Source organism: Pseudomonas sp. 2848, from assembly GCF_003253945.1.
GTDB lineage: Bacteria > Pseudomonadota > Gammaproteobacteria > Pseudomonadales > Pseudomonadaceae > Aquipseudomonas.
On the sequence record NZ_QKZD01000014.1, the window covers coordinates 1 to 25,301 of the forward strand.

General features: G+C 61.8%; 24 protein-coding genes. 21 read left to right on the plus strand and 3 right to left on the minus strand.

Features of this window, described 5'->3' with window-relative positions:
* Positions 1 to 38 precede the first annotated feature (38 nt).
* The 5 genes from DFS21_RS26790 to DFS21_RS22855 all read left to right on the plus strand — a co-directional run bounded on the left by DFS21_RS26790 (position 39) and on the right by DFS21_RS22855 (position 3,269).
* A complete protein-coding gene (locus DFS21_RS26790) occupies positions 39 to 182 on the plus strand; it encodes a hypothetical protein (protein WP_178082053.1) in 144 nt (47 codons plus the stop codon).
* A gap of 116 nt (positions 183 to 298) precedes the next feature.
* Positions 299 to 1,741 carry a PLP-dependent aminotransferase family protein gene (locus DFS21_RS22840; protein WP_038706507.1) on the plus strand — a complete coding sequence of 481 codons (1,443 nt, stop codon included), beginning with the start codon at positions 299 to 301 and terminating at the stop codon, positions 1,739 to 1,741.
* Positions 1,742 to 1,803: 62 nt separating this feature from the next.
* The gene (locus DFS21_RS22845; protein ID WP_111533202.1) at positions 1,804 to 2,268 is read left to right on the plus strand and encodes a hypothetical protein; all 465 of its coding nucleotides are present in this window, start codon (positions 1,804 to 1,806) and stop codon (positions 2,266 to 2,268) included.
* A gap of 107 nt (positions 2,269 to 2,375) precedes the next feature.
* Positions 2,376 to 2,630 (plus strand): YkgJ family cysteine cluster protein, encoded by a 255-nt coding sequence (locus tag DFS21_RS22850; protein WP_110704461.1) that lies wholly within the window; start codon positions 2,376 to 2,378, stop codon positions 2,628 to 2,630.
* A gap of 33 nt (positions 2,631 to 2,663) precedes the next feature.
* Complete coding sequence (locus DFS21_RS22855; RefSeq protein ID WP_110704459.1) at positions 2,664 to 3,269, plus strand: START domain-containing protein; 606 nt, start codon at positions 2,664 to 2,666, stop codon at positions 3,267 to 3,269.
* A 70-nt stretch (positions 3,270 to 3,339) separates the two neighbouring features.
* Here the strand turns inward: DFS21_RS22855 and gltA are convergent, their stop codons facing one another.
* Entirely contained in the window at positions 3,340 to 4,629 is a 1,290-nt protein-coding gene (gene gltA, locus DFS21_RS22860) for a citrate synthase (RefSeq protein WP_046854764.1), read from the minus strand.
* A 352-nt stretch (positions 4,630 to 4,981) separates the two neighbouring features.
* On the opposite strand from gltA, the gene sdhC reads away from it, so the two are divergent.
* The 11 genes from sdhC to DFS21_RS22915 all read left to right on the plus strand — a co-directional run bounded on the left by sdhC (position 4,982) and on the right by DFS21_RS22915 (position 18,985).
* Positions 4,982 to 5,368, plus strand: coding sequence for a succinate dehydrogenase, cytochrome b556 subunit (gene sdhC, locus DFS21_RS22865; protein ID WP_023628897.1), 387 nt, complete (start codon positions 4,982 to 4,984; stop codon positions 5,366 to 5,368).
* Positions 5,362 to 5,730: a succinate dehydrogenase, hydrophobic membrane anchor protein gene (gene sdhD / locus DFS21_RS22870; RefSeq protein ID WP_023628896.1), complete on the plus strand. Its 369-nt coding sequence runs from the start codon at positions 5,362 to 5,364 to the stop codon at positions 5,728 to 5,730. The genes sdhC and sdhD overlap by 7 nt, the downstream gene beginning before the upstream one ends.
* 3 nt (positions 5,731 to 5,733) lie before the next feature.
* On the plus strand, positions 5,734 to 7,506 hold the full coding sequence (gene sdhA, locus DFS21_RS22875; protein ID WP_023628895.1) for a succinate dehydrogenase flavoprotein subunit: 1,773 nt from the start codon (positions 5,734 to 5,736) through the stop codon (positions 7,504 to 7,506).
* Between the two features lie 11 nt (positions 7,507 to 7,517).
* On the plus strand, positions 7,518 to 8,222 hold the full coding sequence (locus DFS21_RS22880) for a succinate dehydrogenase iron-sulfur subunit (RefSeq protein WP_012315348.1): 705 nt from the start codon (positions 7,518 to 7,520) through the stop codon (positions 8,220 to 8,222).
* A gap of 245 nt (positions 8,223 to 8,467) precedes the next feature.
* A complete protein-coding gene (locus DFS21_RS22885) occupies positions 8,468 to 11,299 on the plus strand; it encodes a 2-oxoglutarate dehydrogenase E1 component (protein ID WP_102684706.1) in 2,832 nt (943 codons plus the stop codon).
* Between the two features lie 42 nt (positions 11,300 to 11,341).
* The gene (odhB, locus tag DFS21_RS22890; RefSeq protein WP_110704457.1) at positions 11,342 to 12,565 is read left to right on the plus strand and encodes a 2-oxoglutarate dehydrogenase complex dihydrolipoyllysine-residue succinyltransferase; all 1,224 of its coding nucleotides are present in this window, start codon (positions 11,342 to 11,344) and stop codon (positions 12,563 to 12,565) included.
* A gap of 90 nt (positions 12,566 to 12,655) precedes the next feature.
* Positions 12,656 to 14,092 carry a dihydrolipoyl dehydrogenase gene (gene lpdA / locus DFS21_RS22895; RefSeq protein WP_102684708.1) on the plus strand — a complete coding sequence of 479 codons (1,437 nt, stop codon included), beginning with the start codon at positions 12,656 to 12,658 and terminating at the stop codon, positions 14,090 to 14,092.
* Between the two features lie 172 nt (positions 14,093 to 14,264).
* A complete protein-coding gene (gene sucC / locus DFS21_RS22900; protein ID WP_023629628.1) occupies positions 14,265 to 15,431 on the plus strand; it encodes an ADP-forming succinate--CoA ligase subunit beta in 1,167 nt (388 codons plus the stop codon).
* On the plus strand, positions 15,431 to 16,315 hold the full coding sequence (gene sucD / locus DFS21_RS22905) for a succinate--CoA ligase subunit alpha (protein ID WP_004376004.1): 885 nt from the start codon (positions 15,431 to 15,433) through the stop codon (positions 16,313 to 16,315). The genes sucC and sucD overlap by 1 nt, the downstream gene beginning before the upstream one ends.
* 388 nt (positions 16,316 to 16,703) lie before the next feature.
* A complete protein-coding gene (gene brnQ / locus DFS21_RS22910) occupies positions 16,704 to 18,017 on the plus strand; it encodes a branched-chain amino acid transport system II carrier protein (protein ID WP_046854768.1) in 1,314 nt (437 codons plus the stop codon).
* A 218-nt stretch (positions 18,018 to 18,235) separates the two neighbouring features.
* Entirely contained in the window at positions 18,236 to 18,985 is a 750-nt protein-coding gene (locus DFS21_RS22915) for a DUF599 domain-containing protein (RefSeq protein ID WP_110704455.1), read from the plus strand.
* Between the two features lie 67 nt (positions 18,986 to 19,052).
* Here DFS21_RS22915 and DFS21_RS22920 read toward each other — a convergent pair whose 3' ends face one another.
* The gene (locus DFS21_RS22920) at positions 19,053 to 19,328 is read right to left on the minus strand and encodes a hypothetical protein (protein WP_046854770.1); all 276 of its coding nucleotides are present in this window, start codon (positions 19,326 to 19,328) and stop codon (positions 19,053 to 19,055) included.
* A gap of 136 nt (positions 19,329 to 19,464) precedes the next feature.
* On the opposite strand from DFS21_RS22920, the gene DFS21_RS22925 reads away from it, so the two are divergent.
* From DFS21_RS22925 to DFS21_RS22940, 4 genes are all read left to right on the plus strand, one after another.
* Complete coding sequence (locus tag DFS21_RS22925) at positions 19,465 to 19,941, plus strand: PaaI family thioesterase (RefSeq protein WP_111533203.1); 477 nt, start codon at positions 19,465 to 19,467, stop codon at positions 19,939 to 19,941.
* Positions 19,938 to 20,396, plus strand: a complete 459-nt coding sequence (locus DFS21_RS22930; protein WP_110704451.1) for a PaaI family thioesterase — start codon at positions 19,938 to 19,940, stop codon at positions 20,394 to 20,396. The genes DFS21_RS22925 and DFS21_RS22930 overlap by 4 nt, the downstream gene beginning before the upstream one ends.
* A 93-nt stretch (positions 20,397 to 20,489) precedes the next feature.
* Complete coding sequence (htpG, locus tag DFS21_RS22935; protein WP_102684712.1) at positions 20,490 to 22,397, plus strand: molecular chaperone HtpG; 1,908 nt, start codon at positions 20,490 to 20,492, stop codon at positions 22,395 to 22,397.
* A 101-nt stretch (positions 22,398 to 22,498) separates the two neighbouring features.
* On the plus strand, positions 22,499 to 23,224 hold the full coding sequence (locus DFS21_RS22940) for a dienelactone hydrolase family protein (RefSeq protein WP_110704447.1): 726 nt from the start codon (positions 22,499 to 22,501) through the stop codon (positions 23,222 to 23,224).
* Between the two features lie 32 nt (positions 23,225 to 23,256).
* Here DFS21_RS22940 and DFS21_RS22945 read toward each other — a convergent pair whose 3' ends face one another.
* Complete coding sequence (locus DFS21_RS22945) at positions 23,257 to 24,120, minus strand: pirin family protein (RefSeq protein WP_110704445.1); 864 nt, start codon at positions 24,118 to 24,120, stop codon at positions 23,257 to 23,259.
* A gap of 109 nt (positions 24,121 to 24,229) precedes the next feature.
* On the opposite strand from DFS21_RS22945, the gene DFS21_RS22950 reads away from it, so the two are divergent.
* Positions 24,230 to 25,237: an amidohydrolase family protein gene (locus DFS21_RS22950; RefSeq protein ID WP_111533204.1), complete on the plus strand. Its 1,008-nt coding sequence runs from the start codon at positions 24,230 to 24,232 to the stop codon at positions 25,235 to 25,237.
* Positions 25,238 to 25,301: the final 64 nt, after the last annotated feature.

Consider the following 25,301-nt stretch of genomic DNA (forward strand, 5'->3'; position numbering starts at 1 on the left):
TGACGCAGCTGTCGCTAGCTGGGTAGGGCGCTAGACTCTTGATCGGCAACGGCAACGGCAACGGCAACGGCAACGGCAACGGCAACGGCAACGGCAACGGCAACGGCAACGGCAGTATCAAAGGTAATTTGAGCGTTCGTCGGCGCGCCGACGTGGTCGGCTATCACTTCTCTGTCACGTAACTGTATTGTTGGCTATTCTCCGATCTGTCCCAGTACACTTCGTAACTGTTACGGTATTCTGGCCCCGCAGTGAGCCACACAAGAACAATGACCCGTCAGCGCTTCGAGAACACGCCATGACCAACCTGCTGCTGTACCAGCGCATTGCCCAGCAACTGGCCGATGACATCCGCCGGGGTGTCTACCAGCCGGGGGAGCGGGTGCCGTCGGTGCGCAAGATGAGCGCGCAGCTCAATGTCAGCCATGCCACCGTGCTGCAGGCGTACGCCAATCTCGAGGACCAGGGCCTGATTCGTGCCCGGCCGCAGTCCGGCTACTACGTCCACCAGACCCCGGCGTTGACGGCGCAGACCCCGGATATCGCGCGGGTCGAGCGTCCGGGCCTGGTCACCCGGGCAAGCATCATCCAGCAGGTGCTGGTCGAGGCGCGGCGCGATGGGGTTTTCCCGTTCGGCGCCGCGGTGCCGCATGTGGACTACCTGCCCGTGCGTGCCCTGCACCAGCAATTGGCCAAGGTGACGCGCTTCCACAGTCCGCGTGCCTTCAGCTACATGTTCAGCCCGGGTTTCGAACCGCTGCGCCGGCAGATCGCCATTCGCATGCGTGATGCCGGCGTGCTGGTCGATCCGCGTGAGGTGGTGGTGACCCACGGCTGCGTCGATGCCCTGCAGATGGCGCTGCGGGTGCTGACCCGACCGGGCGACCTGATCGCGGCCGAGTCGCCCACTTACTATGGCCTGCTGCAGCTGGCCGACCTGCTGGGGCTCAAGGTCATCGAGATTCCCAGCGACCCGTCTACCGGTATCAGCCTGGAAGCCCTGCAACTGGCAGCCAACCAGTGGTCGATCAAGGCGCTGGTACTGACGGCGCGCTTGAGCAATCCCTTGGGCGGCACCATCCCCGAGGAGCGGCAGAAGCAGTTGCTGCGCCTGGCCTCGGACTTCGACATACAGATCGTCGAGGATGATATCTACGGTGAGCTGATGTTCGAGCAGGGGCGCACCAAGGCGCTCAAGGCGTTCGATCGCCTCGACCGGGTGATCTACTGCTCGAGCTTCTCCAAGACCCTGTCGCCAGGGGTGCGGGTCGGCTGGATGATCGCCGGGCGCTACCAGGACGAGATCCAGCGCCTGCAGACCTTCACTACGCACTCGGCCTGCAGTGTCACGCAGATGGCGGTGGCCGCCTACCTGGAGAACGGCGGCTACGATCGCCATCTGCGCTACATTCGCCAGGAGTATCGCAAGAACCTCAGTGCCTACCAGCTGGCGGTGCAGCAGCACTTCCCGGAAGGCACGCAGATGACCCGGCCCACCGGCGGCTTCATTCTTTGGGTCAGCCTGCCGGGGCGGGTCAATACCCAGGAGCTGCATGTGCGGGCGCTGGAGCAGGGGATCAGCATCGCGCCGGGGCTGATCTTCAGTAATACGGAGCAGTTCAACCACTGTATCCGGCTTAATTGCGGCATTCCCTGGAACCGCGAGGCGGAGCGCGCGGTGATGACCCTGGGGCTGCTGGCCCAGCAATTGTGCCGCGAGCCGACTGGTTCACTTTTGTAGGCTTGTCAGATGAGCGGGGAACAGGGAGCATACGCGTTTTGCAGCTTACGCTCCCGGTACCCATGAACCTGTTTCGTCCTCTTGTCATTGCCCTGTGTTTCGCGTTGCCCTGGCTGCCGGCCGGAGCGGTGCAGGCTGCCGAGCCTGCAACCAAGGCGCAGGGGGTGCACAAGTCGCCGGCCAAGGCTGCAGCCAAACCGACAGCCAAGCCCAAGGCCAAACCAAAGGCCAAGTCCAAGGTGAAGGCCAAACCTGTCAGCAAGGCTGTCGCCAAATCGCTACCCAAGCCGAAGATCGACCTGAGCCTGCCGAGTGAAATGGTCAGGCACCTCGAGCCGGACCTGGGTGACGGGCCGGTGGTGCGCAAACCTCTGCTGCCGTCGATGTTCCCCACCAAGCCGGAATCCGACAGCAGCCCGTTCCAGCTCAACGGCCGGCTGATCAGCAACGAAATGCAGCTGCAGTTGCGCAACGACAGCCGGCGCGACGTCGACGGCGCGGCGATCGATTTCGAATTCCGCAACTGACTGCCGGGTCACCGTCTTTTTCATTCGCTCGGCAATTTCAAACATACGTTTGAGCGGTTAGTATCCAGGGACGTTCGTCCCGTTTTGCTCCTGGGAGTCCTGTTGTCATGAAATGCCGCGAGGGCTGCGGTGCCTGCTGCATCGCCCCGTCCATCAGTTCACCTATCCCCGGCATGCCGCAGGGCAAGCCGGCCGGCGAACGCTGCCTGCACCTGAATGTCGAAAACCTCTGTGCGCTGTTCGGCAAGCCCGAGCGGCCCAAAGTGTGTGGCGGCTTCAAGGCGGAAGCGGACATCTGTGGCAACGATCGTGACGAGGCTATCCGCATCATCGGGTGGCTGGAGCAGATGACGGCGGCGTGACAGGTTGGATCCTCGACAACAAGGAACAAGATGATGAGATCGATCAAGCGTATTGCACTGCTGTGTGGCATGGGTGTCGTGCTGGCACCGACGGCTTGGGCTGAGAACTGGCAGGTGGCCAAGGACGAGGAGGGGATCAAGGTATCCCTCAGCGAGGTGGCCGGTTCCAAGTACAAGGCCTACCGTGGCGTGACCGTGATCAAGGCGCCGCTGGCCAAGGTCAAGGCGTTGCAGGAGGACGTGGCGGGGGCCTGCGCCTGGATCCACGAGTGCAAGTCGCAGAAACTGCTCAAGAGCGAGGGCGACCAGAGCTGGACCTACACCCAGTTCAATACACCATGGCCGGTGACGCCACGCGATTCCGTCCTGCATGTGACCACTGTCCAGGAGGCTGATGGCAGCCTGACCCGCAAGCTTGAGGAGCAGCCAAAGTATCTGCCGGAGGAAAAGGGCTTCGTGCGTGTCGCCCAGGTGGAGGGCTACTGGAAGCTGGTGCCCAAGGGTGACAGCACCGAGGTGACCTACCAAGTGCACACCGAGCCAGGTGGCAGCGTGCCGTCCTGGCTGGCCAACAAGTTCGTGGTGGATGCACCGTTCAATACCCTGAAGGGGTTGAAGGAGCGTGCCGAGAAGCAGTGATCGGCGCCGGTAGCGCAGAAACAAGAAAGGCTGCCCGAGGGCAGCCTTTTTTGCGTTCGGCCGACAGGGCTTACTTGCGGTCTTTCAGCTCGACGATGTCACGCTGCTCGTAGCCGGTGTACAGCTGGCGTGGGCGGCCGATCTTGTATGGGCTGGAGAGCATTTCCTTCCAGTGCGAGATCCAGCCGACGGTACGTGCCAGGGCGAAGATCACGGTGAACATGCTGGTCGGAATACCGATGGCCTTGAGGATGATGCCCGAATAGAAGTCGACGTTCGGGTACAGCGAGCGCTCGACGAAGTACGGATCGGTCAGGGCGATCTCTTCCAGGCGCATGGCCAGTTCCAGCTGCGGGTCGTTCTTGATGCCCAGCTCGCTGAGCACTTCGTCGCAGGTCTTCTTCATCACGGTGGCGCGCGGGTCGCGGTTCTTGTACACGCGGTGACCGAAGCCCATGAGCTTGAACGGATCGTTCTTGTCCTTGGCCTTGGCGATGAACTTGTCGATGTTCGAGACATCGCCGATTTCATCGAGCATGGTCAGTACGGCTTCGTTCGCACCGCCGTGGGCCGGGCCCCACAGTGCGGCGATGCCGGCGGCGATACAGGCGAACGGGTTGGCGCCCGAGGAGCCCGCCAGGCGTACGGTGGAGGTGGAGGCGTTCTGCTCGTGGTCGGCGTGGAGGATGAAGATCCGGTCCATCGCCTTGGCCAGCACCGGGCTGATCGGTTTGATCTCGCACGGGGTGTTGAACATCATGTGCAGGAAGTTTTCCGCGTACGACAGGTCATTGCGCGGGTACATCATGGGTTGGCCCATGGAGTACTTGTAGACCATCGCGGCCAGGGTCGGCATTTTCGCGACCAGGCGTACCGCGGAGATTTCGCGGTGCTGCGGGTTATTGATGTCCAGCGAGTCGTGATAGAACGCCGACAGGGCGCCGACCACGCCGCACATCACTGCCATGGGGTGGGCGTCGCGGCGGAAGCCGTTGAAGAACGACTTCAGCTGCTCGTGAACCATGGTGTGGTTCTTCACGGTGCTGACGAACTGGGCCTTCTGCTCGGCATTCGGCAGTTCGCCGTTGAGCAGCAGGTAGCAGGTCTCGAGGTAGTCCGACTGTTCGGCGAGCTGTTCGATCGGGTAGCCGCGGTGCAGCAGCACGCCCTTGTCGCCATCGATGTAGGTGATCTTCGACTCGCACGAGGCGGTCGCCATGAAACCAGGGTCGAAGGTGAAGTGGCCTGATGCCCCCAACCCGCGGACGTCGATAACATCGGGACCAACGGTGCCGGTTAAAATGGGCAGCTCGACGGGGGCAGCGCCCTCGATGATCAACTGCGCTTTTTTGTCAGCCATGTGGCCTCCTATTAATGCTTGAAATCATCAGACAGACCCCCCACGCAGGGCCCGCACCACTATAGAGGGATAAATTCGAATGTCAATTTGCCTAAAGGCTGGTTGAAACGCCCTCTGAGGCCTGATTTTTCACGAAATTCTCGCCCGTTTACGCCTTTTGTCCCTTAAAGGCAATGCGCTATTTGGGCTAGCCCCTCACGTTGTCATAAGCAGCCTAACTGTCTATACTCGGCAGCCGACTCCCAGGGGCTTTCAAGCCCGCCCTGCTGGGTGTCGTCGCTCTCCTGGGTGGTGGGTACCTGACCAGTACACTTACCAACAACTTTGCCCTGTTAGCTAGGGGCTCTTCAGTGTGAAAAAAGCCGTGAAAAGCCAACGACCTGTAAACCTAGACCTAAGGACCATCAAACTCCCGATCACCGCGTACACGTCCATTCTTCACCGTATTTCCGGCGTCATCCTCTTCCTCGGCCTTGCCATCATGCTGTACGCACTGGGCAAGTCGCTGGGTTCGGAGGAAGGCTTTGCCGAGGTGAAGGCGTGTCTGACCAGTCCGCTGGCCAAACTGGTGACCTGGGGCCTGCTGTCCGGCCTGCTGTACCACCTCGTGGCAGGTGTGCGCCACCTGATCATGGACATGGGTGTCGGTGAGACGCTGGAAGGCGGCAAGCTGGGCTCGAAAATCGTGATCGTCATCTCCGTGGTGCTGATCGTTCTGGCAGGAGTTTGGGTATGGTAACTAACGTCACGAACCTGTCGCGTTCGGGCCTCTACGACTGGATGGCGCAGCGCGTCTCGGCGGTCGTTCTCGCGGCTTATTTCATTTTCCTGATCGGCTACCTCGCCGCCCACCCGGGCATCGACTACGCCCAGTGGCACGCTCTGTTCACCAACAATGCGATGCGCATCTTCAGTCTGCTGGCCCTCGTTGCCCTGGGCGCCCACGCCTGGGTCGGCATGTGGACCATTGCCACCGACTACCTGACGCCGATGGCGTTCGGCAAGTCGGCGACTGCGATTCGTTTCCTGTTCCAGGCGGTATGCGGCGTTGCGATGTTCGCTTACTTCGTCTGGGGTGTGCAGATTCTCTGGGGTATCTGATTCATGGCTAACATTCCAACCATTTCCTTCGACGCCATCATCATCGGTGGCGGCGGCGCGGGCATGCGCGCAGCACTGCAACTGGCTCAAGGCGGCCACAAGACCGCTGTAGTCACCAAGGTGTTCCCGACCCGTTCGCATACCGTTTCCGCCCAGGGCGGCATTACCTGCGCCATCGCTTCGGCCGACCCGAACGACGACTGGCGCTGGCACATGTACGATACCGTCAAGGGTTCCGACTACATCGGTGACCAGGACGCTATCGAATACATGTGCCAGGAAGGCCCTGCCGCGGTCTTCGAGCTGGACCACATGGGCCTGCCGTTCTCGCGTACCGAAACCGGTCGTATCTACCAGCGTCCGTTCGGTGGCCAGTCCAAGGACTTCGGCAAGGGCGGCCAGGCTGCCCGTACCTGCGCAGCCTCCGACCGTACCGGTCACGCGCTGCTGCACACCCTGTACCAGGGCAACCTGAAGGCAGGCACCACCTTCCTCAACGAGTACTACGCCGTTGACCTGGTGAAGAACCAGGACGGCGCGTTCGTCGGTGTGATCGCGATCTGCATCGAAACCGGCGAAACCATGTACATCAAGTCCAAGGCCACCGTGCTGGCGACTGGCGGTGCTGGCCGTATCTACGCCTCCACCACCAACGCCCTGATCAATACCGGTGACGGTATCGGCATGGCCCTGCGTGCCGGCGTGCCGGTGCAGGATATCGAGATGTGGCAGTTCCACCCGACCGGCATCGCCGGCGCCGGTGTACTGGTCACCGAAGGTTGCCGCGGTGAAGGTGGCTACCTGATCAACGCCCACGGCGAGCGCTTCATGGAGCGTTACGCGCCGAACGCGAAAGACCTGGCCGGCCGCGACGTGGTCGCCCGCTCCATGGTCAAGGAAATCATCGCCGGCAACGGCGTGGGCCCGAACAAGGACCACGTGCTGCTGAAGCTGGATCACCTGGGCGAGGAAGTGCTGCACAGCCGCCTGCCAGGTATCTGCGAGCTGTCCAAGACCTTCGCCCACGTCGACCCGGTGGTCGCCCCGGTTCCGGTCGTGCCGACCTGCCATTACATGATGGGCGGCGTTGCCACCAACATTCATGGCCAGGCCATCACCATGGACGCCGAAGGCAAGGACCACATCATCCCGGGTCTGTTCGCCGTGGGTGAAGTGGCCTGCGTGTCGGTCCATGGCGCCAACCGTCTGGGCGGCAACTCGCTGCTCGACCTGGTTGTATTCGGTCGTGCCGCCGGCCTGCACCTGGAAAAGGCGCTGACCGAAGGCGTCGAGTACCGCGATGCCAGCGACACCGACGTCGATGTTGCCCTGAACCGCCTGAACAAGCTCAACGAGCGTACCAGCGGCGAAGACGTGGCAAGCCTGAAGCGCGAGCTGCAGAGCTGCATGCAGAACTACTTCGGTGTATTCCGTACCGGCGAATACATGCAGAAGGGTATCGAGCAGCTGGCTGGCCTGCGAGACCGCATCGCCAACGTCAAGATCAACGACAAGTCCCAGGCCTTCAACACCGCGCGTATCGAAGCGCTGGAGCTGCAGAACCTGCTGGAAGTCGCCGAAGCTACCGCCATCGCGGCCGAAGCCCGTAAAGAGTCCCGCGGCGCACACGCCCGTGAAGACTTCGAAGACCGTGACGACGAGAACTGGCTGTGCCACACCCTGTACTACCCGGGTGAGAAGCGCGTTGCCAAGCGCGGCGTCAACTTTGCGCCGAAGACAGTTCCTGCCTTCGAACCAAAAGTCCGGACTTACTAAGGGTGGCTGCTATGTTGAAAGTCGAAGTTTATCGCTACAACCCCGACACCGACTCGGCGCCCAAGATGGAGTCGTTCGACGTCGATACCGGCGGCAAGGACCTGATGGTTCTGGACGTGCTGGCACTGATCAAGGAAAAGGACGAGGGCTTCTCGTACCGTCGCTCCTGCCGTGAAGGCGTGTGCGGTTCCGATGGCATGAACATGAACGGCAAGAACGGCCTGGCCTGCATCACCCCTCTGTCGGGCGTGGTCAAGGGCAACAAGCTGGTGCTGCGCCCGCTGCCTGGCCTGCCGGTCATTCGTGACCTGGTGGTCGATATGAGCATCTTCTACAAGCAGTACGAGAAGGTGAAGCCGTTCCTGCAGAACGACACGCCGGCTCCGGCCATCGAGCGTCTGCAGTCCCCGGAAGACCGCGACAAGCTGGACGGTCTGTACGAGTGCATCCTGTGCGCTTGCTGCTCGACCTCCTGCCCATCGTTCTGGTGGAACCCGGACAAGTTCCTGGGCCCCGCCGCACTGCTGCAGGCCTATCGCTTCCTGGCCGACAGCCGTGACACCAAGACTCAGGAGCGCCTGGCGTCCCTGGATGACCCGTTCAGCGTATTCCGCTGCCGCGGGATCATGAACTGCGTGAACGTTTGCCCGAAGGGTCTGAACCCGACCAAGGCTATCGGCCACGTACGTAACATGCTGCTGCAGAGCGGCACCTGATTCAAAACGTTGTACCTGCAGTAAGCCGAGGTGCGGGTGGTGAGCCCGCACTGAGGTAAAACCCGGGCAAGGGCCCACAAAGCCCGCGCTCATTACCTATGAAGATATGAGACCAGCAGGGGCTTCCGGGCTGGTACCCGGAAAATCAGCAGGATCCAGGTGGCGTGGTTCAGTCGCTGTGTTCGGACTTTTCCAGGTTTGCTGTGGCTCTCGCCGATCAGTCCCCTAACCGAGGGTGACCAAGCATGCAAGAAAGCGTGATGCAGCGCATGTGGGAAAGCGCCCACCTTTCAGGTGGTAACGCTGCATATGTGGAAGAGCTTTATGAGCTCTACCTGCACGACCCTAACGCTGTGCCAGAAGAGTGGCGCACCTACTTCCAGAAGTTGCCCGCCGACGGCAGCACCGCTACCGATGTATCGCACTCGACGATCCGCGACCATTTCGTATTGCTGGCAAAGAACCAGCGCCGCGCCCAACCGGTTTCCGCCGGGAGCGTGAGCACAGAGCACGAGAAGAAGCAGGTTGAAGTGCTGCGACTGATCCAGGCCTATCGTATGCGCGGCCATCAGGCTGCCAAGCTCGACCCGTTGGGGTTGTGGCAGCGTCCTGCGCCCGTAGACCTGTCGATCAATCATTACGGCTTGACCAATGCCGATCTTGATACGACCTTCCGTGCCGGCGACCTGTTCATCGGCAAAGAGGAAGCGAGCCTACGCGAAATCTTCGAGGCGCTCGAGAAGACATATTGTCGCACCATTGGTGCCGAATTCACCCACATCGTCGATTCCGAGCAGCGCAGCTGGTTCCAGCAGCGCCTGGAAAGCGTGCGTGGCCGTCCGGAGTTCTCCGCCGATGTGCAGGCGCACCTGCTCGAGCGCGTCACGGCCGGTGAGGGCCTGGAGAAGTACCTGGGCACCAAGTACCCGGGCACCAAGCGCTTCGGCCTGGAAGGCGGCGAGAGCCTGATCCCGATGCTGGACGAAATGATCCAGCGCTCCGGTTCCTACGGTACCAAGGAAGTCGTGATCGGCATGGCCCACCGTGGCCGCCTGAACGTGCTCGTCAACACCTTCGGCAAGAACCCGCGCGAGCTGTTCGACGAGTTCGAAGGCAAGAAGATGAACGAGCTGGGCTCCGGTGACGTGAAGTATCACCAGGGCTTCTCCTCCAACGTGATGACCCCCGGTGGCGAAGTTCACCTGGCCATGGCGTTCAACCCCTCCCACCTGGAAATCGTCTCGCCAGTGGTTGAAGGTTCGGTTCGCGCCCGCCAGGATCGCCGCAACGATAGCGTTGGCGACAAGGTCCTGCCGATCTCGATCCACGGCGACGCGGCGTTCGCCGGCCAGGGCGTGGTCATGGAAACCTTCCAGATGTCGCAGACCCGCGGTTTCAAGACCGGCGGCACCGTGCACATCGTGATCAACAACCAGGTCGGCTTCACCATCAGCAACCCGCTGGACGCGCGCTCCACCGAGTACGCCACCGACGTTGCCAAGATGATCCAGGCACCGATCCTGCACGTGAACGGCGACGATCCTGAAGCGGTGATGTTCGTCACCCAGCTGGCCATCGATTACCGCATGCAGTTCAAGCGTGACGTGGTCATCGACCTGGTCTGCTACCGCCGCCGTGGCCACAACGAGGCCGACGAGCCGAACGGCACCCAGCCGCTGATGTACCAGCAGATCAGCAAGCAGCGCACCACTCGTGAGCTGTACGCCGAGCAACTGATCAGTGCCGGCCGCATCGATGCCGAACGCGCCCAGGCCAAGATCGACGAGTACCGCAACGCCCTGGACAACGGCCTGCACGTCGTCAAGAGCCTGGTCAAGGAGCCGAACCGCGAGCTGTTCGTCGACTGGCGCCCGTACCTGGGCCATGCCTGGACCGCGCGTCACGACACCCGCTTCGACCTCAAGACCCTGCAGGAACTGTCGGCCAAGCTGCTGGAGCTGCCAGAGGGCTTCGTCGTCCAGCGTCAGGTCGCGAAGATCTACGAAGACCGCCAGAAGATGCAAGCCGGCGGCTTGCCGATCAACTGGGGTTACGCCGAGACCATGGCCTACGCCACCCTGCAGTTCGAGGGTCACCCGATCCGCATGACCGGCCAGGACATCGGCCGTGGCACCTTCTCGCACCGTCACGCGGTGCTGCACAACCAGAAGGACGCCAGCACCTACGTTCCGCTGAAGAACCTGTTCCCGGGCCAGCCGCGCTTCGACCTGTACGACTCCTTCCTTTCGGAAGAAGCGGTACTGGCTTTCGAATACGGCTACTCGACCACCACGCCGAACGCGCTGGTGATCTGGGAAGCCCAGTTCGGCGACTTCGCCAACGGCGCGCAAGTGGTGATCGACCAGTTCATCACCAGCGGCGAGCACAAGTGGGGCCGTCTGTGCGGTCTGACCATGCTGCTGCCACACGGTTATGAAGGGCAGGGCCCGGAGCACTCCTCCGCGCGTCTGGAGCGTTACCTGCAGCTGTGCGCCGAGCACAACATCCAGGTGTGCGTGCCGACCACTCCAGCACAGATCTACCACCTGCTGCGTCGCCAGGTCATCCGCCCGCTGCGCAAGCCGTTGGTCGTGCTGACGCCGAAGTCGCTGCTGCGCCACAAGCTGGCCATCTCGACCCTGGAAGACCTGGCCGAAGGCTCGTTCCAGACCGTGATCCCGGAAATCGATACCCTCGATCCGGCCAAGGTCGAACGCCTGGTCCTGTGCGGCGGCAAGGTCTACTACGACCTGCTGGAAAAACGCCGTGCCGAAGGCCGTGAAGACATCGCCATCGTGCGTATCGAACAGCTGTATCCGTTCCCTGAGGACGACCTGGTCGAAATCCTGGCGCCTTACACCAACCTCAAGCATGCAGTGTGGTGTCAGGAAGAGCCGATGAACCAGGGCGCCTGGTACAGCAGCCAGCACCACATGCGCCGTATCCTGGGCCGCCACAACAAGGCACTGGTCCTGGAATACGCCGGCCGCGACGCGTCCGCCGCGCCAGCCTGTGGTTACGCATCGAAGCACGCCGAACAGCAGGAAAAACTGCTGCAAGACGCGTTCACTGTCTAACGCCTTCGCGCACCTGAAACCGAATTTAAGGAAACACAGATAATGGCTATCGAGATCAAAGCCCCAACCTTCCCGGAATCGGTTGCCGATGGCACCGTTGCCACCTGGCACAAGCAGCCGGGCGACGCCGTCAAGCGTGACGAGCTGATCGTCGACATCGAAACCGACAAAGTCGTGCTGGAAGTCCTGGCCACCGCCGACGGCGTGCTGGGTGCCATCGTCAAGGGCGAGGGCGATACCGTCCTGTCCGACGAAGTGCTGGGCTCGATCGTGGAAGGCGGCGCTGCCGCCGCTGCTCCAGCTGCCGCCCCGGCCGCTGCCGCTCCAGCCGCTGCTGTCGCCGCCGACGCTGGCGAAGACGACCCGGTTGCCGCACCTGCCGCGCGCAAGCTGGCTGAAGAGAACGGTATCGACCTGGCTACCGTTGCCGGCACCGGCAAGGGCGGTCGCATCACCAAGGAAGACGTCGTCGCCGCCGTCGCCAACAAAAAGTCGGCCCCGGCTCCAGCTGCCAAGCCGGCCGCTGCCGCCGCCGCTGCTCCGGTCGTCGTCGCCGCTGGCGACCGTACCGAGAAGCGTGTGCCGATGACCCGCCTGCGCGCCAAGATCGCCGAGCGTCTGGTCGAAGCCCAGTCGAACATGGCGATGCTGACCACCTTCAACGAAGTCGACATGACCGAAGTCATGGCCCTGCGTTCGAAGTACAAGGACCTGTTCGAGAAGACCCACAACGGCGTGCGCCTGGGCTTCATGTCGTTCTTCGTCAAGGCCGCCACCGAGGCGCTGAAGCGCTTCCCGGCGGTCAACGCCTCGATCGACGGCAACGACATCGTCTACCACGGTTATGCAGACGTTGGCGTCGCTGTTTCCAGCGACCGTGGCCTGGTGGTACCGGTACTGCGCAACGCCGAGTCGATGAGCTTGGCGGAAATCGAGAACGGCATCGCTACCTTCGGCAAGAAGGCCCGTGACGGCAAGCTGGCCATCGAAGAAATGACTGGCGGTACCTTCACCATCACCAACGGTGGTACCTTCGGCTCGATGATGTCGACCCCGATCGTCAACCCGCCGCAGGCCGCGATCCTGGGCATGCACAACATCATCCAGCGCCCGATGGCCATCAATGGCCAAGTGGTGATCCGCCCAATGATGTACCTGGCGCTGTCCTACGACCACCGCCTGATCGACGGCAAGGAAGCGGTAACCTTCCTGGTGACCATCAAGAACCTGCTGGAAGATCCGTCTCGCCTGCTGCTGGACATCTAATCAACTAGCTGCGCGCCGCCGGCCCCGTTCTTCAAGAGACGGGGCCGTGCGGTACGCGGCTTGTAGCTTGTAGCTGATAAGGAATCTTTTATGACCCAGAAATTCGACGTAGTGGTGATTGGTGCAGGTCCTGGCGGCTATGTTGCCGCCATCAAGGCTGCCCAACTCGGTCTGAAGACTGCCTGTATCGAGAAGTACACCGACGCCGAGGGCAAGCTGGCCCTGGGCGGCACCTGCCTGAACGTAGGTTGCATTCCTTCCAAGGCGCTGCTGGACAGCTCCTGGAAGTACAAGGAAGCCAAAGAGAGCTTCAACGTCCACGGTATCTCCACGGGTGAAGTGAAGATGGACGTCGCCGCGATGGTTGGCCGCAAGGCCGGTATCGTCAAGAACCTGACCGGCGGTGTTGCCACCCTGTTCAAGGCCAACGGCGTCACTTCGATCCAGGGCCATGGCAAGCTGCTGGCCGGCAAGAAAGTCGAAGTCACCAAGGCTGACGGCACCACCGAAGTCATCGAAGCCGAGAACGTGATCCTGGCTTCCGGCTCGCGTCCGATCGACATTCCACCGGCTCCGGTCGACCAGAACGTCATCGTCGATTCCACCGGCGCCCTGGAATTCCAGGCTGTACCGAAGCGCCTGGGCGTCATCGGTGCCGGCGTGATCGGCCTGGAACTGGGCTCGGTCTGGGCTCGCCTGGGTGCCGAAGTCACCGTCCTGGAAGCCCTGGACACCTTCCTGATGGCTGCCGACACTGCCGTGTCGAAAGAAGCCCAGAAGACTCTGACCAAGCAAGGCCTGGACATCAAGCTGGGCGCTCGCGTCACCGGCTCGAAAGTCAACGGCAACGAAGTCGAAGTCACCTACACCAACGCCGAAGGCGAGCAGAAGATCACCTTCGACAAGCTGATCGTCGCGGTCGGCCGTCGTCCGGTGACCACTGACCTGCTGGCTGCCGACAGCGGTGTGACCATCGACGAGCGTGGCTACATCTTCGTCGATGACCACTGCGCTACCAGCGTTCCGGGCGTATTCGCCATCGGTGACGTGGTGCGTGGCATGATGCTGGCGCACAAGGCCTCGGAAGAGGGCATCATGGTCGTCGAGCGCATCAAGGGCCACAAAGCCCAGATGAACTACGACCTGATCCCGTCGGTCATCTACACCCACCCGGAAATCGCGTGGGTCGGCAAGACCGAACAAGCCTTGAAGGCCGAGGGTGTTGAGGTTAACGTAGGCACCTTCCCGTTCGCGGCCAGCGGCCGTGCGATGGCAGCCAACGATACCGGTGGTTTCGTCAAGGTCATCGCCGACGCCAAGACCGACCGCGTCCTGGGTGTTCACGTGATTGGCCCATCGGCTGCCGAACTGGTACAGCAGGGCGCGATCGCAATGGAATTCGGCACCAGTGCCGAGGATCTGGGCATGATGGTCTTCAGCCATCCGACCCTGTCCGAAGCGTTGCATGAAGCAGCGCTGGCGGTGAATGGCGGTGCCATTCACGTCGCCAACCGTAAGAAGCGTTAATTATAAGAAACCACGGCGGTCTGCCCGTCGTGGGTCTTGCGTGCAAGACTCACCGCGGAACGTCCGCCGGACCGGATCACATGGGAAAACCCGGGGTCAACGGTCACAGGTGGTGCGGCGCCAGTAATGGCGCAGCGCCGAAGCGCAGTACCTAACGAAGACGGTAAAAAGCATGAATCTTCACGAGTATCAGGGTAAGCAGCTGTTCGCTGAATACGGCCTGCCAGTTTCCAAGGGTTTCGCAGTCGACACCCCTGAAGCTGCAGCAGAAGCCTGCGACAAGATCGGCGGTTCCGAGTGGGTTGTAAAAGCCCAGGTCCACGCTGGTGGTCGCGGTAAAGCGGGCGGCGTCAAGCTGGTTCGCAGCAAGGAAGACGCCAAGGCGTTCGCTGCCCAGTGGCTTGGCAAGAACCTGGTTACCTACCAGACCGACGCCAATGGTCAGCCAGTTTCCAAGATCCTGGTCGAATCCTGCACTGACATCGCCAAAGAGCTGTACCTGGGCGCTGTAGTCGATCGTTCGAGCCGCCGCATCGTGTTCATGGCTTCCACCGAAGGTGGCGTGGACATCGAGAAAGTCGCTCACGACACTCCTGAGAAGATCCTCAAGGCCACCATCGATCCGCTGGTCGGCGCTCAGCCGTTCCAGGGTCGCGAGCTGGCGTTCCAGCTGGGCCTGGAAGGCAAGCAAGTTCAGCAGTTCGCCAAGATCTTCGTAGGCCTGGCCAAGCTGTTCAAGGATCACGATCTGGCCCTGCTGGAAGTGAACCCGCTGGTGATCAAGGCCGATGGCGACCTGCACTGCCTCGATGCCAAGATCAACATCGACGCCAACGCCATGTACCGTCAGCCTAAGCTGAAGACCTTCCACGACCCGTCGCAGGACGACGCCCGTGAAGCCCACGCCGCCAAGTTCGAACTGAACTACGTTGCCCTCGAAGGCAACATCGGCTGCATGGTCAACGGTGCCGGCCTGGCCATGGGTACCATGGACATCGTCAACCTGCACGGCGGCAAGCCTGCCAACTTCCTCGACGTTGGCGGCGGTGCTACCAAAGAGCGCGTTACCGAAGCGTTCAAGATCATCCTGTCCGACAGCAATGTCGCGGCCGTACTGGTCAACATCTTCGGCGGCATCGTTCGCTGCGACATGATTGCCGAAGGCATCATCGGTGCAGTGAAAGAAGTCGGCGTCAAGGTTCCGGTCGTCGTTCGCCTCGAAGGCAACAACGCCGAACTGGGCGCTAAAGTACTGGCAGAAAGCGGTTTGAACATCATTGCGGCAACCAGCCTGACCGACGCTGCTCAACAAGTTGTCAAAGCTGCGGAGGGCAAGTAATGAGCGTCCTGATCAATAAAGACACCAAAGTCATCTGCCAGGGCTTCACCGGCTCGCAGGGTACTTTCCACTCCGAACAAGCCATCGCCTACGGCACCAAGATGGTCGGCGGCGTCACCCCGGGCAAGGGTGGCACCACCCACCTGGGCCTGCCGGTGTTCAACACCGTGAAAGAAGCCGTAGAAGCTACCGGCGCTGACGCGTCGGTGATCTACGTACCGGCTCCTTTCTGCAAGGACTCGATCCTGGAAGCCGCCTTCGGTGGCATCAAGCTGATCGTCTGCATCACCGAGGGTATCCCTACCCTCGACATGCTGGACGCCAAGGTCAAGTGTGACGAGCTGGGCGTGACCCTGATCGGCCCGAACTGCCCAGGCGTGATCACTCCGGGCGAGTGCAAGATCGGCATCATGCCGGGTCACATCCACCTGCCAGGCAAGGTCGGTATCGTTTCGCGTTCCGGCACCCTGACCTACGAAGCTGTCAAGCAGACCACCGACGCCGGTTTCGGCCAGTCGACCTGCGTCGGCATCGGCGGTGACCCGATCCCGGGCTCCAACTTCATCGACATCCTGAAGCTGTTCCAGGAAGATCCGAAGACCGAAGCGATCGTCATGATCGGTGAGATCGGCGGTTCCGCTGAAGAGGAAGCCGCGGCCTACATCAAGGCCAACGTGACCAAGCCTGTCGTTTCCTACATCGCCGGTGTTACCGCACCTGCGGGCAAGCGCATGGGCCACGCTGGCGCCATCATTTCCGGTGGCAAGGGTACTGCGGACGAGAAGTTCGCCGCCCTGCAGGACGCTGGTGTGAAAACCGTGCGTTCCCTGGCTGACATCGGCAAGGCCCTGGCCGAGCTGACTGGCTGGGAAGTCAAGAAGTAAGTAACACGCAATACCCCCCACGCGCACAAAGGCCACCTTCGGGTGGCCTTTGTCGTTGATGGGGATCGCTTGGAAGCTGGGCTGTACACCTGAGGAAATTTCGGTGGTCGCTATCAGGGTTTTCACCCAGACATTCGTTTGAATACGCAATAAATTGTCGCCGAACACGTTCAACCAGACGACAAACACATACGCACATCGGACAAGCAGCACTGTGCCAGTGCGTTTGCCTGGCAAAACAGGTAGGCTACGCGTTCACTCTGTGCCCGTACCCCAAAAGGGAACGACACGCTAAACGGGTCTGGCTCACCAAGCCGGGCAGCATTTCCCTTCATCCTATGGGAAATCCCCTCCGACTCCCGATTTCAGCAGTGTGGTATTTCCTTAAATGAAAGTGTTAAAAGGCCAGGATATCCTGGCGCTTGGCTTTATGACGTTTGCGCTTTTCGTAGGCGCCGGCAACATCATCTTCCCGCCTATCGTCGGCCTGCAGTCTGGCCCGAACGTATGGATGGCCGCACTCGGCTTCCTGGTCACCGCCGTGGGCCTGCCGGTCATCACCGTGATCGCCCTGGCCAAGGTCGGTGGCGGCATGGACGCCCTGAGCAGCCCGATCGGCAAGTTCTTCGGCGGCCTGCTGGCGGCGGTGTGCTACCTCTCGGTCGGCCCGCTGTTCGCAACCCCACGCACCGCGACCGTGTCGTTCGAAGTAGGCGTGGCGCCGCTGACCGGTGAAAGCCCGCTGGCACTGCTCATCTACAGCGTGGTGTACTTCGCCGTGGTCCTGGCCGTGTCGATGTACCCGGGCAAGTTGCTCGACACCGTGGGGCGTTTCCTCGCGCCCTTGAAGATCATCGCCCTGGCTGTGCTGGGCATCGCGGCGTTCGCATTGCCGGCCGGCACGATCGGTGAGGCCCAGCCTGCCTACGCCGCCGCCGCGTTCTCCAAAGGTTTCTCCGATGGTTACCTGACCATGGACACGCTGGGGGCACTGGTCTTCGGTATCGTCATCGTCAATGCCATCCGTTCGCGTGGCGTCGAGTCGCCGAAGCTGATCACTCGCTATGCCATCATTGCGGGCCTGATTGCCGGCCTGGGTCTGGTCCTGGTGTATGTCAGCCTGTTCCGCCTCGGTGCGGGCAGCCATGACATCGCAGCCGATGCCACCAACGGTGCGATGGTATTGCATGCCTATGTGCAGCACACCTTCGGGTCGCTGGGCAGTGGTTTCCTGGCCGTACTGATCGCACTGGCCTGCCTGGTCACCGCCGTGGGGCTGACCTGCGCCTGTGCCGAATACTTCAGCCAGATCCTGCCGCTGTCGTACCGTGCCCTGGTGGTGATCCTGGCTGGTTTCTCGCTGGTGATCTCCAACCTGGGCCTGACCAAGCTGATCATGTTCTCGATCCCGGTGCTGACGGCGATCTACCCGCCGTGCATCGTGGTCGTGGGCCTGAGCTTCGTGAAGGACCTGTGGAACTCCCCAACCCGCATCCTGGCCCCGGTCATGCTGGTGTCGCTGGTGTTCGGCGTTGTCGACGCCATCAAGGGCAGCAGCTTCGCCCACGTACTGCCTGACGCCCTGGCTCACCTGCCGTTCAGCAACGAAGGCATGGCCTGGCTGGTGCCATCGGTGGTCACCCTGGCTGTCGCCGTGGTCTGCGACCGCATGCTGGGCAAGCCGCGCGAGGCGCTGGCCTGATGGATTGAAGCCTGATGGACGGGGCGCTGGCCAAAAGCCGAAGGGCCCCCGTCAAAGGTGGATATCGAAACCCCGCTGCCGAAAGGCGCGGGGTTTTTTGTGGCCTGGACCGACGCTATCGCCGATGCGACTTGCCCCACGATTTTTACTGGATGGCGTGTCTTTTAACGAATCCGGGCGTCGAAAACCGGTCTGTTTCTCTTTAAAGGGATTCCTGCATGACCTTCATCCAAAGCAACCTGGGCAACCTCCTGGCCGTCTGCTGGTTCGCCATCTGCTGGGGCGGCTACACCCGCTATGCCACCTGGAAGGGGCGCGATACTGCGTGCCTGGCCAGCGTGTTGCACCTTTACCGTGAGGATTGGATGCGCCGCATGCTGCTGCGCGACAACCGCATCGCTGATGCCAGCGTGATAGGCAACCTGGAGCGCAACGCATCGTTCTTCGCCTCCAGCACCCTGATCATTCTTGCCGGCATCCTCACCGTGCTCGGTGCGTCCGACCGCGCATTGTCGCTGCTGGCCGACCTGCCGCTGGTGCAGCAGGCGTCCCAAGGCATGTCGGAAATCAAGCTGCTGTGCCTGGCGACGGTGTTCGTCTATGCGTTCTTCACTTTCAGCTGGTGCATGCGTCAATACAACTTCGCCGCAGTGTTGGTGGGCTCGGCGCCGATGATAGGCGAACGCCAGGTCAACGAACTCGAGCGCAAGGCTTTCGCCTCCCGGGCGGCGCGGGTACTGTCGCTGGCCGCCAACCAGTTCAACCTGGGGTTGCGCTCGTATTACTTCGGCATGGCCATGTTGAGCTGGTTCATCAGCCCCTGGCTGTTCATGGCCATGAGCGTGGGCGTGGTGTTCATCCTGTATCGCCGTGAGTTCCACTCCCATGTACTGGAAGTGATGGTGTTCACGCCCACCGAAAGTGCACCGGTAGAGGCGAGTAGAGACTCTTCCGACAGTGCCGGCTGAAGCCTTTCAGCTTTAAATGACAGACATAAAAAAACCCGACAGTGTCGGGTTTTTTTATGTAGCGAGATTACTGCTTGGCAGGCTCGGCAGGTGCAGTGGCCGGCGCTGGAGTGGAAGGCGCGGCTTCCTCGGCGGCCTTCTGCTGCGCTTCGGCCTGATCTTTGGCGGCTTCGGCGTTTTCCTTGGCGGCGTCGTTCATCTTATCCTGAGCTTCGCCCATCTTCTCTTGGGCTTGCTCGGCATGTTGCTGTGCGTCCTGGGCTTTGTCTTCGCTCGCTTTATCGCAAGCAGCCAGGCCCATGGCAGCGGCCAGCATCAGAGCAAAAGCAAAAGGTTTACGCATGGGGTGTTTCTCCTGGGTGGAATAACTTTGTATGTTCCTTCGAGTACGCCCCTGGCGAATAAGTTCAACGCAGGTTACAGATATATAACTGCCCAGCCTATATAGACTTTTTACCCATTTTATGCGGCGGCGGACAATGAACGAGACTCCATTGATGGCGATGGCCGAGCGCTTTCTGTCGGCATTGAAACATTGCCAGGTATTACAGATGCGGGTGCAGCATGCCGACGCCGATGGCATGACCCTGGTGCTGCCCTGGTCGCCGGCCATTGTCGGCAATCCGCAGAATGGCGCGGTGCATGGGGGTGTGCTGACCACGCTGATGGACACCACCTGCGGCATGGCCACGCTCTGCGCGCTGCCCAGCTTCGAAGTGTGCCCGACTCTGGACCTGCGCATCGACTACATGCACCCGGCCGAGGCGGGCAAGGACATCTATGGCCATGCCCAGTGCTACCGGGTGACCCGCGATGTCATCTTCACCCGGGGGACGGCCTACCAGGATGACCCTTCGCAACCGATCTGCCAGGTGGTCGGCACCTTCATGCGCCTGGGGCAGGACGTCAAGGGCGGCATCCGCTTCGGTAACAGCCTCAAGGAGCGGCGCACGTGATCCCCACCGATATCCGCCAACAGCTGAACCAGGCCCACGCCCGGGGTGATTACCAGCCCTTGCTGGCGTTGATCCCCTATGCCGGATTGATCGGTATCGAATGCGAGCGCCAGGGCGAAGACCTGCTGTTCCGTCTGCCGGCCAATCCGGACAATATCGGCAACCCGTTGCTGCCGGCGATCCATGGCGGCGTGATCGCCGGGTTCATGGAGCTGTCCGCGGCGCTCTACCTGCTGATCTACAGCGAAAGCGCGAGCATTCCGAAGATCATCGATTTCTCCATCGATTACCTGCGTGCCGGCCTTTACCGCGATACCTACGCCCAGTGCCAGCTGTGGCGCCAGGGGCGGCGGGTGACCAACGTCGCCATTACCGCTTGGCAGGGCGATCGCGACACCCCGATCGCCACGGCGCGCGCGCATTTCAAGATTGAACCCGAAAAGCCCTTGAAATAGTCAGGGCTGCCCCCATCTGCTGGACATCCGCCATCAAAAACGGCCCGCTGGCCGCCAGGCGTCACCAACCAACAGATTGGAGTTTTGAAGACCATGAGTGTGGAGACTCAAAAAGAAACCCTGGGCTTTCAGACCGAGGTAAAGCAACTGCTGCACCTCATGATCCATTCCCTGTATTCGAACAAGGAGATCTTCCTCCGCGAGCTGATCTCCAACGCCTCCGACGCCGCCGACAAGCTGCGCTTCGAGGCCCTGGCCAAGCCTGAGCTGCTCGAAGGCGACGCCGACCTGAAGATTCGCGTCAGCTTCGACAAGGCCGCCAACACCGTGACCCTCGAGGACAACGGCATCGGCATGAGCCGCGAAGACGTGATCGCGCACCTGGGTACCATCGCCAAGTCCGGCACCGCCGACTTCATGAAGAACCTCACTGGCGACCAGAAAAAGGACTCGCACCTGATCGGTCAGTTCGGCGTGGGCTTCTACTCCGCGTTCATCGTCGCCGACAAGGTCGACGTGTTCAGCCGTCGCGCCGGCCTGCCGGCCGCCGAGGGCGTGCACTGGTCGTCGAAAGGCGAGGGCGAGTTCGAAGTCGCCACCGTCGACAAGCCGCAGCGCGGTACCCGCATCGTCCTGCACCTGAAGAAGGGCGAGGATGAATTCGCCGATGGCTGGCGCCTGCGCAACGTGGTCAAGAAGTACTCCGACCACATCGCCCTGCCGATCGAGCTGCCCAAGGAGCAGGCCGAGGCTGCCGAAGGCGAGGAAAAACCGGCGCAGGAATGGGAAACCGTCAACCGCGCCAGCGCCCTGTGGACCCGTTCGCGCACCGAGGTGAAGGACGAGGAGTACCAGGAGTTCTACAAGCACATCGGCCATGACTTCGAGAACCCGCTGGCCTGGAGCCACAACAAGGTCGAAGGCAAGCTGGAGTACAACTCGCTGCTGTACGTGCCGGCCCGCGCGCCGTTCGACCTGTACCAGCGCGAAGCGCCACGCGGCCTGAAGCTGTACGTGCAGCGCGTGTTCATCATGGACCAGGCAGAGTCATTCCTGCCGCTGTACCTGCGCTTCATCAAGGGCGTGGTCGACTCCAACGACCTGTCGCTGAACGTTTCCCGCGAGATCCTGCAGAAAGACCCGATCATCGACTCGATGAAGACCGCGCTGACCAAGCGCGTGCTGGACATGCTGGAGAAACTGGCGAAGAACGAGCCCGAGCAGTACAAGGGCTTCTGGAAGAACTTCGGCCAGGTGTTGAAGGAAGGCCCGGCCGAAGACTTCGCCAACAAGGAGAAGATCGCCAGCCTGCTGCGCTTCGCCTCCACCCATGACGACAGCGGCGAGCAGAGCGTCGCCCTGGCCGACTACCTGGCCCGCGCCAAGGAAGGCCAGGACAAGATCTACTTCCTGACCGGCGAATCCTACGCTCAGGTCAAGAACAGCCCGCACCTGGAAGTCTTCCGCAAGAAAGGCATCGAAGTGCTGCTGCTGACCGACCGCATCGACGAGTGGCTGATGAGCTACCTCAACGAGTTCGACGGAAAGGCCTTCGTCGACGTCGCCCGCGGCGACCTGGACCTGGGCAAGCTGGACTCCGAAGAGGACAAGAAGGCCCAGGAAGAAGTCGCCAAGGACAAGGAAGGCCTGGTCGAGCGTCTCAAGGGCGCGCTGGGTGACAGCGTTGCCGAGGTGCGTGTCTCGCACCGCCTGACCGACTCGCCGGCGATCCTCGCCATCGGCGAACAGGACCTGGGCCTGCAGATGCGCCAGATCCTCGAGGCCAGCGGGCAGAAGGTGCCGGAGTCCAAGCCGATCTTCGAGTTCAACCCGAGCCACCCGCTGATCGAGAAGCTCGATGGCGAGCAGAGCGAAGACCGCTTCGCCGAGCTTTCGCACATCCTGTTCGACCAGGCGGCCCTGGCGGCCGGTGACAGCTTGAAGGATCCGGCGGCCTACGTGCGTCGCCTGAACAAGCTGCTGGTCGAGCTGTCGGCTTGACCTGAGGCAAGAAAAGCCCGCTTCGGCGGGCTTTTTCATGTCTGCCGTTCCCACGAATACATCTATCCTGTCCTGACCCGTGAACGCCCAAGGAGAGCTGAATGAGCAAGGTCATCGTCGAGTCGTTGGTCTATCACCTGTCAGGCAAGGCTTACGAAAGCCGCCTGGTCTACGCCCCGGGCGCGCTGCCGCAGCCGGGCCTGGTGATGGCGCCGAACTGGATGGGTATCGGCGAGGGCGCCGAACGTATCGCCAAGGAAGTGGCCGAGCAAGGCTATGTGGTGCTGATTGCCGACTTGTATGGCCAGTCGGTGCGGCCGTCCAATGCTGACGAAGCCGGTACGGCGATGATGCCGCTGAAGAACGACCGCGCCGAACTGCGCAAGCGCATGCAGGAAGCGCTGGCGCAGTTGGTGGGGCAATCGAAGGCCTTGTTGGAGCCTGGCAAGGTGGCCACCTTCGGCTTCTGCTTCGGCGGCTGCTGTGCCCTGGAGCTTGCCCGCACCGGCGCCGATCTGAAGGCAGCGGTGTCGTTCCACGGCACGCTGGATACTCCGAACCCCGAGGATGCCAAGCGCATCAAGGGTTCGGTGCTGGTGCTGCATGGTGCCTCCGATCCACTGGTGCCACGGGAGCAGTTGCCAGCCTTCGAAGAAGAGATGAATGCTGCCAAGGTTGACTGGCAGTTGCTCAGCTATGGCGGGGCAGTGCACTCGTTCACCGACTCGAACGCCAATGTGCCGGGCAAGATGCAGTATGACCGACGCACCTCGGAGCGGGCCTTCCGCTCGATGCATAACTTGCTCAAGGAAGTGTTCGCAGGCTGAAAGTTCAGGGGCCTGCCGCAAAGCGGCCCCCGTCAGCGCGGCAGTTCGATCCGCCCGTTTTCTCCCGCCACTGCCGGCCAATCCCCTGCTGCCCAGCGCGCCCGTGCCGCCTCTATCAATTCCGGGTCACTGGCCACGAAGTTCCAGTTCATCCGCCGCGGCCCATCCAGCGGCGCGCCGCCGATCAGCACCAGCTGGCTCGCTTCCTCGGCATACAGCACCACCTCTTCGCCCTCGGGCAGCACGATCAGGCTGCATGGCTCGACTTCCTCGTCATCCAGCATCAACTCGCCTTCGAGCAGATACAGTGCGCGCTGTGCGTGTTCCGTCGGCACGATCAGGGTGGTGGCCGCCTGCATGTGCACATGAGCGTAGAGCGTAGGGGAGAGCACCGGTACCGGTGAGGCCAGGCAGAAACCTGTGCCGGCGATCATGCGGATCCGCACGCCGAGGCTGTCACTGGCCGGCAGGCTGTCGGCCGGATGATGGCTGTAGCTTGCCGGGCCCTGCTCATCGGACTTCGGCGAGGCCAGCCAGACCTGCAGCCCATGCAGGCGCGAGCCGCGCTCGAACACCTCGGCCGGCGTGCGCTCGACATGCGCCACGCCCGCTCCGGCGGTCATCCAGCTGACGTCTCCCGGGCGCACGCGCTGGTCCGAGCCGAGGCTGTCCTTGTGCTGGATTTCACCCTCGAACAGGTAGGTGAGGGTGGAAAGGCCAATATGCGGGTGCTGGCGAATGTCCATGCCATGACCCGGTGCATAGTCGGTTTCCAACATATGGTCGAAGAACACGAAAGGCCCTACGCTGCGGCACTGCGCCGAGGGCAGCGGACGCAGGATCGGCTGGCCCTCGACCGATTCGGCGCGTGGGCGGATGACCAGGGGGCTGCTCATGGCGACACTCCTTGAGGGATGCCTGCAAGCATAGCGTTTTGCCGTCCGTGGCTGAACCGTCGCGCGCGCTGCCCGGTCTACTCTTGCGGTACCGGCAAAGGAGCCTGAGATGATTGCCCGCACATTGGCCTGCCTGCTGTTGAGCGCAAGCCTGCTCGACACTGCGCAAGCCCGCGACTACCGCTACAGCGACGCCCATCTGCACTACGTGGATTTCTTCCAGGAAACCGAGGGCATGCCGGCTTTGCTCAAGGCCATGGACGAGGCCGGGGTGGAACAGTCGATGATCTCCGGCATTCCGGTGGCGAAGAAATGGCACGAGGACGAGCCCAAGCGCCCGCGCTACTACGCAGGCGATGATGCCGATGCCTACTGGTACAGCGCCACCGACCTGTACGTCGCCGCCGCGCTGGAGAAACTGCCTGCCGAGCAGCGCAGGCGCTTTCATCCGTTCCTTACCGGCTTCAACCCGGTGGACAAGAATGCGGTCAACCATATCGAGCGCATGCTCGAGCTTTATCCGGGGCTGTGGCAGGGCATCGGCGAGGTGTTCACCCGTCATGACGATCTCACCGCCCTGACCAGCGGCGATACGCCGCGGGCCAACAACGAGGCCATGACCCGTGTCTACCACCTCGCGGCCGAGCGCGACCTCCCTGTGCTGCTGCATTCGAACATCACCTCCAAGCGCGAGCGCAACCCGCTGTACCTGGCGGAAATCGAAGAACCGTTGCGCAACCATCCGCATACCCGCTTCATCTGGGCTCATGCTGGCAGCAGCATGGAGATTCACCGGCATCAGGAACGCATGGACTTTCTCCTGCCGGTGCTCACACGATTGCTAGAGGATTATCCCAACCTATACGTGGACCTGTCCTGGAGCGTGCTCGAGCCCTACCTGCTGGATGAGCAGGGCGTGCCACGCAAGGCCTGGGTCGAGTTGGTCCAACGCTTTCCCGAGCGCTTCATGCTCGGTTCCGATGTGGTGGGGCGCTTCGGCAGCATCGGCGAACAGATGCACGCTTTCGATCCCTTCCTCGATGCGTTGCCAGAAGCGGTGGCAGAGCGGGTGAGCCGCAGGAATTTTGTCGATTTGCTGCCAAAAAGCGCGAAATAACGAGTTTCATGCGCAGATAGCGATTTGATATCGCCTTTTCGTCTTACGCAATTTCCAGGCGGCC